At 61.3% G+C, this 12,359-nt stretch carries 10 protein-coding genes; 4 read left to right on the top strand and 6 right to left on the bottom strand.

The genetic code is table 11. The features are described 5' to 3' along the window. Window positions 1–57: 57 nt before the first annotated feature. Complete coding sequence (gene rpoZ / locus HYPMC_RS05390) at window positions 58–510, bottom strand: DNA-directed RNA polymerase subunit omega (RefSeq protein WP_013946810.1); 453 nt, start codon at window positions 508–510, stop codon at window positions 58–60. Between the two features lie 401 nt (window positions 511–911). Here rpoZ and HYPMC_RS05385 point away from each other — a divergent pair, with 401 nt between their 5' ends. Together HYPMC_RS05385 and HYPMC_RS05380 are read left to right on the top strand one after the other, a co-directional pair. After that, entirely contained in the window at window positions 912–1,571 is a 660-nt protein-coding gene (locus HYPMC_RS05385; RefSeq protein ID WP_013946808.1) for an NYN domain-containing protein, read from the top strand. A 29-nt stretch (window positions 1,572–1,600) separates the two neighbouring features. Beyond that, window positions 1,601–2,260 carry a uracil-DNA glycosylase gene (locus tag HYPMC_RS05380; protein WP_013946807.1) on the top strand — a complete coding sequence of 220 codons (660 nt, stop codon included), beginning with the start codon at window positions 1,601–1,603 and terminating at the stop codon, window positions 2,258–2,260. On the opposite strand, the gene HYPMC_RS05375 is transcribed toward HYPMC_RS05380, so the two are convergent. The 3 genes from HYPMC_RS05375 to dapA are packed head-to-tail and all read right to left on the bottom strand — an operon-like array spanning window position 2,241 to window position 4,239. After that, entirely contained in the window at window positions 2,241–2,792 is a 552-nt protein-coding gene (locus HYPMC_RS05375) for a peroxiredoxin (protein WP_013946806.1), read from the bottom strand. The genes HYPMC_RS05380 and HYPMC_RS05375 overlap by 20 nt on opposite strands. A gap of 59 nt (window positions 2,793–2,851) precedes the next feature. Continuing rightward, window positions 2,852–3,325, bottom strand: a complete 474-nt coding sequence (gene smpB / locus HYPMC_RS05370; protein ID WP_013946805.1) for an SsrA-binding protein SmpB — start codon at window positions 3,323–3,325, stop codon at window positions 2,852–2,854. A 23-nt stretch (window positions 3,326–3,348) separates the two neighbouring features. After that, on the bottom strand, window positions 3,349–4,239 hold the full coding sequence (gene dapA, locus HYPMC_RS05365) for a 4-hydroxy-tetrahydrodipicolinate synthase (protein WP_013946804.1): 891 nt from the start codon (window positions 4,237–4,239) through the stop codon (window positions 3,349–3,351). A 409-nt stretch (window positions 4,240–4,648) separates the two neighbouring features. Here dapA and HYPMC_RS05360 point away from each other — a divergent pair, with 409 nt between their 5' ends. Further along, complete coding sequence (locus HYPMC_RS05360; protein ID WP_244420985.1) at window positions 4,649–6,742, top strand: lytic transglycosylase domain-containing protein; 2,094 nt, start codon at window positions 4,649–4,651, stop codon at window positions 6,740–6,742. A gap of 28 nt (window positions 6,743–6,770) precedes the next feature. Further along, window positions 6,771–7,754, top strand: a complete 984-nt coding sequence (locus tag HYPMC_RS05355) for an alpha/beta fold hydrolase (RefSeq protein WP_013946802.1) — start codon at window positions 6,771–6,773, stop codon at window positions 7,752–7,754. On the opposite strand, the gene HYPMC_RS05350 is transcribed toward HYPMC_RS05355, so the two are convergent. Both HYPMC_RS05350 and HYPMC_RS05345 read right to left on the bottom strand, forming a co-directional pair. Then, window positions 7,694–9,709, bottom strand: a complete 2,016-nt coding sequence (locus tag HYPMC_RS05350) for a hypothetical protein (RefSeq protein WP_013946801.1) — start codon at window positions 9,707–9,709, stop codon at window positions 7,694–7,696. The genes HYPMC_RS05355 and HYPMC_RS05350 overlap by 61 nt on opposite strands. A 171-nt stretch (window positions 9,710–9,880) precedes the next feature. Further along, window positions 9,881–12,031, bottom strand: a complete 2,151-nt coding sequence (locus HYPMC_RS05345; RefSeq protein WP_013946800.1) for an OmpA family protein — start codon at window positions 12,029–12,031, stop codon at window positions 9,881–9,883. Between the last annotated feature and the right edge of the window lie 328 nt (window positions 12,032–12,359).

The following is a 12,359-nucleotide window of genomic DNA, read 5'->3' as shown; positions in this document are numbered from 1 at the left end:
ACGGATTAAAGTCGAACGACGCGAGCCTGTTGTCGCGAGCAGGCTTTCCTGGCCGGCTCAGCGGCCGCGGTCGCGCGGATCGCGATCCCGCTCGCGCGGACCCGAGCCGGATCCGATGTTGGCCGACGGCTCAAGTGGCGTCATGCTTTCAAGGCCGCGCAAAAGCTGCTCTTCCGTCATGACGTCGACTTGCGTGTCGGACGAAAGGTCATCGCGGCCGAGCATCGGCGCGCGACGCTCCGGCGGCAGCAACGGTGCTGCAACCGCTTCCGGCTCATCGACCTCAGTATTCTTCTGGATGGAAGAGATCAGCGTCTCGCGCATGTCGTCGGGAGAAAGCGTGCGCTCTGCAATCTCGCGCAGGGCGATGACCGGATTCTTGTCGTCATCAGGCGCAATCGTAATCGCACTTCCGTTCGTGATCGCGCGAGCCCTGTGAGCGGCGAGAAGCACCAGCTCAAACCGGTTAGGAATTTTGTCGACGCAATCTTCGACGGTGACGCGAGCCATGGGGCAAACCTTCCCTTGGTGAAATTCAGCCGCACTCTTTTGGGCGTATTGGGCGCAAACAGCCGTTCGAGACAGCCTTTCGGCGCCGCGCTGATGCCTCTGTGCCACGTCGAAAAGAATTAATCAAGCGCTGAGAAGGAAAAACCGCGGCCGAACGTTCTATAGGCACATCGAAGGAAATATACGCTCTTAGTAGACTATTTGTCACAATTGTTGACTGCGGCGCACTTCTGTTAGTCCTAGCAATGATAGTATTCTACGCCGTAGAAACTTGTGGACTTCGAGCCTTCGGTCAAGTCCCGATGCTCCACAGTCAAGTCCCTGTAGCCTATAGCGAAGTAGAAAATCCCAACGTTATTTTTTAACATTGTTTAGTTGGGAATTTTACTCAGGAACCACCAATGCATTTCTACCCCACGGAACGTATCGCTCTTTTCATCGATGGCGCAAACCTTTATGCCACCGCTAAGTCGCTGGGGTTTGACATCGACTACAAGCGTTTGCTTGGGTTTTTCCGGCAAAAAGGGCACCTCGTCCGCGCACTTTATTATACGGCCCTGGCAGAGGAACAGGAATATTCCTCCATTCGTCCTCTCATCGACTGGCTCGATTATAACGGCTTCTCAATGGTGACGAAGCCGACCAAGGAATTCACCGACGCGACCGGCCGCCGCAAGGTCAAAGGCAACATGGACATCGAGCTGGCCGTCGACGCAATGCGTCTAGCCGATAACCTCGATCACATCGTCATTTTCTCAGGCGACGGTGATTTCCGCAGTCTCGTTGCCGCTCTTCAGCAGAAGGGCAAGCGCGTCAGCGTCGTGTCAACGCTGCAGACTCAGCCGCCGATGGTCGCCGACGAATTGCGCCGTCAGGCCGATCAATTTATCGACCTCGCCGATCTCGAAGAACAGGTCGGCCGCTCACAGACCGGTGGCGGCTCCAACGGCGGCCGTACGTCGCGCGAAGGTGGACGTGGCCCGTCTGCACGCGGACAGGTTTCGTCTCCGCGCGACACCAATTACCTGGGCGACGACGACTTGGCTGAAGAGGAAGTCTGAGCGACAGACGATAATTGAGCGAAGGTAAGATGGGCGCGGCCTTAGTCGAAACGGCATTGGGCCCCGAAGCTCCGCCTAAATGCACGCGCTGCCCGCGCCTCGTTGCCTACAGAGCTGAAAACGAGCGCCAGGAGCCGGACTGGTTCAACGGCGCGGTCGCTTCATTTGGAACGCCAAACTGCAGCCTCCTGATCGTCGGCCTGGCGCCGGGTCGCAACGGCGCCAATCGCACTGGACGGCCGTTTACCGGCGATTACGCTGGCGATCTGCTTTATGGCACGCTGATCCGCTATGGCTTCGCGACCGGCGAGTATCACGCTCGCGTCGATGACGGTCTTCGCCTGCGCAACTGCATGATCACCAACGCCGTACGCTGCGTGCCTCCCCAGAACAAGCCTGAGCCGTCAGAAATTGCAAACTGCCGTCCCTACTTTGCAGCACGGCTTGAAAGTCTGCCAAAACTGAAAGTCATCCTCGCCCTAGGCCGGATCGCGCACGATCAGACACTCACTACGCTTGCAAAAAGAAAGGCGCTTTTTCCGTTCGCACACGGCGCCCGTCACGAACTCGCGCCGGGTCTCGCCCTTTACGACAGCTTCCACTGCTCACGCTACAATACCAACACCGGCCGGCTGACGACGGAGATGTTTCACGCTGTCTTCGAAGCGATCAGGCACGAACTGCCGTAAGGGACTCCAGTAGGGTCCGCGCATGCCCGGCGGGGTTGGTGACCGGATAGATCACGCGATAAATGATGCCGTCGCGGACAATCATCGTCAGCCGCGAAAAATACGCAACGCCGCCGGTTTCAAAGCGTGGCAGATTGAGCGCATCGGCAAACGCCAGCTTCTCATCGCTCAGCAGCAGATACGGAATACCGGCGCGCGCAGCAAAAGCGTGCTGCGCCTCCGAAGATTGCCCGCTCACGCCGAACACCTCGTAACCCGCCAGCTCGAATTCTGCATAAGCGTCACGAAACCCTTCGGCTTCAGGCGTCGAACCGTGCGCGCCGGGAATCGTATTCCAGTCCGGCGGATTGGGAACGCCCGGCGTCCCCGTCATCGGATAGACGAATACAATCGCTTTCTCTTGAAAGCGCGCGAGGTTGACCATCGCACCACGCGTGGCAGGCAGCGCCACATCCGGAAGGCGCGTTCCCGCAATCAGATGTTTCGCTGCGCCATCATCGGTCGGCATGGGCCAGGGCGAATATGCTTCCATAACGCGTTTCCCTTTCGCTAGCGCGAGCGAAGCGGCCCGCGTTCCAGCCGCTCACAAGGTCAGCCCTTTTCGCGCATGAGGCGCGCTTTTTGCCGATTCCAATCGCGTTTCGCGGCGTCCTGCCGCTTGTCCGCGTGGTTCTTGCCCTGCGCTAAGCCCAGCTTGATCTTGGCGCGGCCTTTCTCGTTGAAATAAAGCTCCAAGGGCACCAGCGTCATGCCCTTGCGCTCGATCGCAATACCGATCTTATGAATTTCGGTGGCATGCATCAGCAGCCGGCGCTTGCGCTTCGGCTCATGCGGGAACAGCGCTGCGCCCGGATATTCGGCGATGTAGCTGTTGATCAGCCAGATCCCGCCGTCCTCGACCGAGGCATAGCTTTCCGCGATATTCGATTGGCCACGCCGCAGAGACTTCACCTCGGAGCCGAGAAGCTCGATACCCGCTTCCCAGCTATCGGTGATGAAGTACTCATGCCGCGCTTTGCGATTTTCGGCGACAAGCGTGGTGCCGTCGTCGCGTTTGGATGCCATGACTCAGCGCTTTCCGACAGTCGTCACTCGGCCGCTTTCGCGCTCACGAGGTCGAGGTCGCTCAGCACCTGATCGATCGCCCGCTTCGACGCGTCGGTGAGCGGCACCATCGGCAAACGCATGTCCGCCGTGCCGAAACCGAGCCGCGAGACAGCATATTTGACCGGCGCCGGATTGGTCTCGATGAACATCACTTCGTGCAGCGGCGTAAGCCGGTCCTGGATGGCAAGCGCCTTCTTGAAGTCGCCCGCCATGCACGCGTTCTGGAGATCCGCGCACAGCCGCGGCGCCACGTTCGACGCGACCGAGATGCAGCCCGCGCCGCCATGAGCCATGAAGCCCAGCGCCGTCGCGTCTTCGCCCGAGAGCTGACAGAAATCCGGCCCAAGCGCCGACCGCACCTGCGAGGGACGCGCAAGATTGGCAGTCGCATCCTTGACGCCGACGACATTCTTCAACTCGTAGCAGCGAGCCATCGTCGCGACCGACATGTCGACAACCGAACGACCCGGAATGTTGTAGATGACGATCGGAATATTGATGGCGTCATTGATCGCCTTGAAGTGCTGATAAAGCCCTTCCTGGTTCGGCTTGTTGTAATACGGTGTCACGATCAGCACCGCATCAGCGCCGGTTTTCTCAGCGTATTGCGACAGCTCGACCGCTTCATCGGTCGAATTCGAACCCGTGCCTGCGATCACAGGGACGCGCTTCTTGGCGGTCCCGACCGCAAGCTCGATGACGCGCTTGTGTTCGTCATAATCGAGCGTCGGGCTCTCGCCCGTCGTTCCGACGGGGACCAGACCATGCGTACCTTCGGAAATCTGCCACTCGATGAACCGCGTAAAGGCGGCTTCATCCACCTTGCCATTGCGGAACGGCGTAATGAGCGCCGTAATTGAACCTCTGAACATGCGTTCGCCTTAGATTGAAAAAACCGAGACCGGCACCCTGCGGTGCGGCACCCCTGTCTCGATCAGGAATTCAACGTCATTAGGGACTCGAGCCATACGGCCAGGGGCCACGGTCTTGCCGTACGTATGTGCCATGCGTCCGGCCTGAACCGCTTGCCTCAGCATGCATAATTCCGCTTAATACGGTGTATCGTTGCTAGCGACGCAAGCGCTGTAACATTAGGCGCTCGTAAAGCTTGCCGCAAGGTCGGGGCGAGTAGGGCGTTTTACCCAATGGGGAGCAATGCGACTAAGCCTCAATTCCAGAACGCGAATTCGCTCCCTCACCCGCGTTCTCTGCGGTCTGTCGCCGTCCCTTTTCTTGGTTGGCGTCACGTTAACGGGCGCGCCTTCCCCCGCCGAATCTGGGGTGAAGGCGGTTCCCGCGCCGCTGCTGCTGCCGTCCGAGAAGGCGCAAGAGCGCAAACTTGATTCGGCGCTGAGCCCTTTGCTGTCGCTCTCGCCTGATCCTGGCGACCTGTCCGCCCTACGCGATGCGGCCTCGGCCATCCGCTCGAAGAACCTCGACGACTTTGCGACTGCGAAAAGCAAGATCAGCGACTCCGTCGGCCGAACGCTGGTCGTCTGGATGCGCCTGCGCGCCGGTCTCGGCGACCCCCAGGAATTTCGCGATTTCCTCCGCGAGCATCCCAATTGGCCGGATCGCTCGACGATCCGGGAGGGCTTCGAAGAAGCCGTGTTCATGAATGGCGGCAGCGCCGACGCCATCAAGGCCTATTTCGCCAACAACACGCCCGAGACCGGCGCAGGCTATGCCGCTCTCGCCTCGGCCGAGTTGGCCGAGGGCAACACGACGGCGGCTCGCAAGTACGCCTCTAAAGCCTGGCGCGAGATGTCCATTCCGCCGACGCTCGAAAATGGCTTTCTCGATCGCTTCGGCAACCTGCTGACGCCAGCCGATCACAAATGGCGCTTCGACCGCCTCATCACCGATGACGTGCGCTACGCGGGAAACCGCAAGGACCGCGCCGCGCTTGCGAAGCGTCTCATCCCGCTTCTGCCGGCAAGCGAACGCAAGAGAGCCGTCGCGCGTCTCGCCGTCTTCAACAAGGCCTCAAACGCCCAAGCCCTGATGAGTGCGCTCGCACCAGGCGGTCGCGACGACGTCGGCCTCGCATTTCATCGTGAGCAGTTGCTGCGCAAAGCCGGAAAGATCGAGCAGGCCGCCGCCATCATTCTGTCCATCCCGCCCGATCCCAAGAAGATCGCAGCGCTTGACGAGTGGTGGGCCGAGCGGCGCGAACTGGCCTACGGAGCACTCAAGCTCGATAAGCCGAAGCTTGCCTACGAACTCGTCAAGGATGCCGGCCCCCTCTCCGTCAATCCGCGCAAAGACCAGACGTTCATGGCCGGATGGATCGCATTCCGATATCTCAAAAAGGCCGCCGTCGCCGAGCGCCACTTCCGCGATATGATCGCCGCATCGGACGGGCCGTTGAGCAGCGCCAAGGCGCATTATTGGCTGGGACGCGTCCTGGCGGCGCGTGGGGACAAGGCCGCCGCGGCCCAGCAATACCGTGAGGCAGCCAAGTATTCCGATACGTTCCACGGTCTCCTGGCAATGCAGACGCTGGACCCCAGCCGCACCCATCTCGAAATCACCCCGCCCGCCTATCCGACAGCCGCGCAAATCCGCAAGCTGAACGCCTCCGATCAGGCGCACGCGCTGGTGCTTGCGCAAAAGGCGGGCCTCTCTCGCGAAATTACCCGCACGCTCCTGGCAGGCTTGAGAAACGCTGCGCCGTCCGAGGCGGAAGTCGGTATGGTCGCCTTTCTCGCGGAAGAACTGGGCGACCCGCAAATGTCCCTGCGCATCGCCAAGATCGCCATCGCGCGCGACCAGAACTTGCTGATCTACGCCTATCCCCTGAAGCCGTTTCCTGGCTACACGCCGCTGCGCGCACCGCCCGAGCTTCCGCTCCTTCTCGGCCTTGCGCGACAGGAGACGGAATTCAACGCTCAGATCGTCTCGGGCGCCGGCGCCAAAGGTCTGCTGCAAGTCATGACTGGAACCGCGCGCCACGTATGCCGCGACTACAAGATCAAATGCCAGATTGATCGTTTACTCTCCGATCCTCGCTATAACGCGATGATCGGTTCGGCCTACGTCGCCGACCGGATGGATGACTTCAACGGCTCCTATGTGCTTGGCCTTGCCGGCTACAACGCCGGCCCGGGCCGGGCACGCCAGTGGATGAATGAGTTCGGCGACCCGAGAGACGCAAACGTCGATCCGATCGACTGGATCGAACGCATCCCGATTCCTGAAACCCGCAATTACGTCACCAAGGTTCTGTCGAACATCCAGATCTATCGCGCGCGCATGGGCATGAAGAACCCGCTGCGTCTTCGCCAAGACCTCTGGCGCGGCCGTAGCGATGCACGGATGCCGAAAGACGACGATTCAGGTAACGGCATCGCCGACAACAACAGCGACGGCTGAGTAAACCAAAACGAGGCGCGATATCCCAATGGTGGCGGTGCAGGAATTCGAAGACATTCACTTCACCAGCCGCGACGGGCTGCGCCTCTACGGACGCCATTATCGGCCCAAAGTCGCGTCCAACGCGCGGCCGGTCGTTTGCCTCGCCGGATTGACGCGCAACAGCCGCGACTTCCACGACATCGCGATGGCATTGAGCCAGGGCGCGAAGGCACGCGACGTGTTCACGCTCGACACGCGCGGTCGCGGCCTGTCCGAATACGATTCCGACTGGAAGAACTACGCCGTGCCGATCGAAATGCAGGACGCGATCGACTTCATGATGATGCTCGGGCTGCGCAACGCCGGCATCATCGGAACGTCTCGCGGCGGCCTCATCTCAATGGTTCTGGCGGCTGCGCAACCCTCACTGATGGGCGCGGTGGTTCTAAACGACATCGGTCCGGTGATTGAACAAGACGGGCTCGCACGCATTGCAGGCTATGTCGGTCGCATTCCCCAGCCGAAGAACTGGGCTGACGCGACGCGCATCATCGGCGATCTCTTCAGCCGCGATTTTCCGCAAATGACCGATGACGATTTTGCCGCCATCGCCCGCCAGATGTTCAATGATAAGGACGGCAAGCCGGTCGGCGCTTACGACCCGAAGCTGGCAAAATGCCTGTCCGTCCTTGATGGACCGATCCCGAAACTCTGGCCGCAGTTCGAAGCGATGAAGCGCATGCCGGTGCTCGTTCTGCGCGGCGAAAACTCCGATCTGCTATCCGAAAAGACCGTCGAGGAGATGCGCCAGCGCCATCCGAAACTGTCGTCATTCACGGTGCCCGCCCAAGGGCACGCGCCGCTGCTACGTGATGTGCCGACGATCTCCGCCGTCGCCTCGTTCTTTGCCGAAACCGATGAGCAGAACGACGGCACGCGCTACGGAATCCTGTCCCGCAGCGATTTCGGTCACGTCTCGCGGCTGGTATCGACCTCGCCTCTATCTACCCGGCGCGAAAATTCCGTATAGCCGCCGCTCGCTAGAATGCGCGCCTGCTCGACCCAGCTCTCGCGCTCGATCCGGCCCTTGAATTCCAGCATGCGGCTAACCCGATCGATATCGCCACTGGTCCAGTTCGCGATCTGATCGTAGCGGCGAATGCCCATAGCGTTGAGACGCTTCTCGATCAGGACACCGATACCGCGAATGCGCTTCAAGTCGTCGTAAGGACCTTCGGCCGTAGCCTCCGGCAACGGCGTGCTGTCTTTCGCGATTTCGACGGTCGCAGTGCTCGTACCCTTTTCGCGGATCGCATCCGTGATCCGAGCCGGCATCGAGATTTTCGGATCGACCTTCGACAACGGCGAAATCGGTTCGATGGGTTTGAGCCCGCGGGTCACGCTTGCTGACGAAGCGGCGATCGCCGCCGCAGCAGCAGCCGCCATCTCGGCGACCGAGCGTCCCTGACTTGCAGCCGCGACGCCGGAAAGCCCCTCACGTTGCGACACCGTCCCTGTCGTGGGCTGCGACTGCGCAGGCGCTGCAGCATCATCCTGTGATGCCGGCGGCCCGCCTGTGGAGCTTGGCTCCGCTTTCGTCTCGCTTGCCGCCTCAGTTTCGGCCTTGGCCTTCAGCATCGCCCTGCGGTTGCGCGAGTAATACGTCTCGCCGCCTTTCGCCAAGATCTGGGCCTGCTCGACCCACTGCTCTCTATCGATCCGGCCGGGCATTTCGAGTTCCTGGCCGATCCGCCGGACATCGGACGCGCTCCAGCCCGCGATGTGCTCGAAATATACGACGCCGCGCGTCTTGAGCTTCTGCTCGATATCGCTGTCGATGGCACGAATACGTTGAAAATCGTCGCCGTCTTCGATCAGCGCCGCAGGCACGACGGGCGCAGGCACCACAGGTTCCGGCACAGGCTCAGGCGTCGGTTCTGGTTCACGTGCAAGTTCAGGTTCGGGCTCCGGTTCGAGCGCAGGTTCGATCTCCGGCTCAAGCTCCGATAGCGTTTCGTCATCTGATTGCGGTTGAGCATCAGCCTCCGGCTCGGCTTCGAGCGCAGGCTCCGGCACCTGCTCCTCTTCAGCCGCAAACGTCTCTTCCTCTGCCTCAACAGCCGGGGGCTCGGCTGCGGCAGACACGATCTCTTCCGAGGGTTTCGCCGCTTCATCGCGATCCGCATCCGGAGCATCGATCTGGTCCGGTTCCGTCATCACCGGTTCCGCACTGATCTCCTCGATGGGAGGCCGCGTTTCCTCAACGGGCGGTTCCTTCACCGGTTCGCGCCGCGACAACCCCATCCCCGGCATCGCAACCGACGCTGCAGCCGCGGCTTTGGCGGCTGCAACGGCTCCGGCGGCCGCCGCAGTGGTCGCATCGCGCAACCGCGCAGCCAACCCGCCCGTACGCGGCTCACGCTCCGGCGCAGGTTCGGACACCGATTCTGGCTCCGGAGTCGGCTCCGGCTCAGGTTCCTGTGCTTCCTCGTGAATGTCTTCGATATCCGGCACGTCGGGCGGAAGTTCTTCGACGGGCGGCGGGGGCGGCAACTCCGGAGGCGCAGGCTGATAGATATCCGTCACCGGCGGCAGCACCGCAGGGCAAATTTCAATAACCGCGATACGCGGAACGCCTTCGTTGAAATGCGGGCCGGTCAACGCGCGCTCGAAGCGCGACGGATCGAGCACAGCCGGCGCCGGACGCGGCTCCGGACGCCGGAGAACTTCGATTTTCGGCTGAACCGGATCAATCGTCCGCGGCGTGACCGGCGGCATCGGCTGCGCCGGACGCGGACGCACCGGTTGCGGCGGGATGACGATCGGAGGTCCGACCGGCACGTCGGCCTGCACCGGCGCAAGCACGCGCTCAGGTGCTTCACCCCGCGAACTCAACAGAGCGCGTTTCACCGTGCACGCGACAAAAGCGCCGAGAAAATACGACGCAAGCAACAGCAGGAACGTTTGCAGCAGTAGATACGTCATTTCCTACCTAATCAGATGCCCAAGGGCGGCCGGATAATCTCGGCCGCGCGTCATCTCTTTTTTTCACGGCACGAGACCCAACCAACGACAAGCCCCAGCGCGAACGCCGCTGCGATCCACCAGATCAACTTCATGAACAGATAGTCCATTTGCGGTCTTCCTCCGTTCCCCTCAGTTGACCTTGACCGTAAATTCGATGCGGCGGTTCTTGGCCCGCCCTTCCGCCGTCGCGTTATCGGCGATGGGCTTCGTCGCGCCGTATCCGACCGTCGTCATGCGCCGCGGATCGACGCCGTTCTGGGCCAGGAAGTCGGCGACGGCTTGCGCCCGCCGGTTGGAAAGCCGCTGGTTGCGCTCATCCGTGCCTTCCGAATCCGTATGACCTTCGATTTGAATTTTGAAACTCGGACATTGGTTGGCGATCTGAGCCAGATCTCTCAGAGTCTGCGCACTGTCCGCCGTCAAATCCGCCTTGGCGCGCGCAAAGTTGATCGTCCCGTTGGCCGACGCTTGCCGCATCAGCGTCTGACAACTGTCGGCCGCCTTCTCTTCCTGGGACATGACCGTGATCTCGTCCCGGCTCTTGAAGCCCGGCGGCAAATCCGTCGACAGAACGCTGCGGATATCGTTCGCGACCTGATCGCTCTCCGCCGCGCCCTTGATCACAAATTCTTTGCCCGCAATCGAGACTTCGCCGTTTTTGAGACGCGCCATCTCCTCAAGTCCGAGGTGCGCCGCGGACGACCACGGCTCCGCCGACGCGCCGACAATCTTCATGTTGTCGGTCACGCTGGAGCCGGCAAAAATCTGCTGCGCGATCTCAACGATACGCAGGCGCGACGCGTCGTCGGGCGCCTCACCCTCGATCGTCACCATGCCGTTTGGCTCACGCGCCGCTTTCCACGTGAGATCGGTCTTCATCTTGCCGGTGAACGCGATGTTCGTCATCGTTTCGCAGGTCTGCCCGGCGGCCGCCTTCACATCCCCCGGCACCGACTGCGACGCGGCGTAATCATCCGTGTCGCCCGACACCTCAAGTTTGTGGTCGGTCAGAACGGACTTGCCCTTTTTGAGCCGCGGCAGCGACGACAAACCGGCGACGACGCATTGCTGCCAGCCATCCGGAGCTCCCGGCGCAACCTGCGATTTGTCGTTGACCTGTTTGCCGGGGAACCGCGCCTTGATCGCATCGAGCAGTGCGCCGCGCGCCGCCTCGCTCGGCACCATGCCGACCAGAGACAGCGACGCCCCATCGTTTACGATGCCCATGACATAGCCGCTCGGTGGCAGCTTGATCTCCGGCTTCGGGAAACGGATGTGTTCGACGATCCGGAAATTCTGCGGCACATCGAGCTTCAATGTTCTCTTGACGGCGGTCGCCGTCTGCTCGTCCGGCGCTTCGCCAGAGAAAGCCATATCGCGATCCGTAAACGCGACGTCGCCGGTACGAAGCTGCGCGAGCTGTTGGAGCGCCACACTCGTCGCCTTGTTCCAGCCCTGCGGCGCCCCGTCGCCGATATCCGAATTGTCGGTAATCGTCATCGCCCGGAACAATGATTTGGCGCGCGCCTTCAACCGCTCGCGGTCGTCGTCGCTCGGCGCAAACCCCGAAATCTCGATGCCCGCGCCGCTCTTCTTAATGCCCCAGACGAACGGCCGGACGAGCGGCGGCGTAATCGCCTCGCGAGCCAAAGCAAGCCCTGCCGGACGCTTCTCGGACAGCGCCTCACGAACATCGCGGTAGGCATCCGCAGTCTTGGCTTCGCCTGCGATCGACAGATCCAGCATGGAGAGCGACGCTTGTCCGCGCTTCAACTCGGCCAGATTTTTCATGCTGAAGATTGCAGCAGAGAGCCACGCATTGCGATTGATGCTTCCCCGCGCCAGCCGCGTCTCATCCTGAATCTTAGCGCCGGAGAAAGCTTTGCGAGCAGCGTCCAGCAGCGCGCGGCGCGCGTCTTCCGATGGTACGTCACCCACAATCCGCACGCGCCCATCGTCCGACGACGTCACCGACCAATGATAGTTGGCGACACTCTCAAGCAGCGCAGCCCTGTCGGCAACGACGCGCACGCCCCAGACGTTCTCGACACTCGCGAGAGCCCGTCCCGGATCCCGCTCGTCCGGCGCACGTCCCGTCAGCACCGCATCGCGGCCGACGACATGCAGCTTGGCCCAATCGAGCCCTGAACGGCGCAGCGCTTCGCCTGCACGGCGCGACAGATCGAACTCGATACCGCCCTGTTCGAAGTGCACGGCAACCCAAGTCAAAAGCGCGATCGGGACGAGTCCCAAAAGCCAACATGATGGATTGCAGCGCATGCGCACGCGACTCCGAATGCTTACCGACGTCTCGCTGTCGCGGAACGACAAAAAACCAACCATGAGGGAAGCGATGCGCTAACCCCGCCCAGCGTGGCAATCTTTGATCCGAGCGGATCCCCCGATCCGAAGTATAGACAAGAGGAAAGACCATTCCAAGCAGGCGAGAGCCACAGAACTGCGCCATAACCGACTGAAAAAGAAAGATTTTATTCCGTCTTCGCCGAACCGGCTACACCCTGTTGCTCCAGTGCCGCTCAGGGCCGTTGCTCGCACCCCTTCACGGCAACCACATGGCAAAAAAGGCAAAAATCGCTTCTTGTCACCA

Source organism: Hyphomicrobium sp. MC1 (genome assembly GCF_000253295.1).
In the GTDB taxonomy this organism is placed as follows: Bacteria; Pseudomonadota; Alphaproteobacteria; order Rhizobiales; family Hyphomicrobiaceae; genus Hyphomicrobium_B.
Note: the sequence above shows the minus strand (reverse complement) of the source record. Positions and strands in the feature narration are given on the sequence as shown.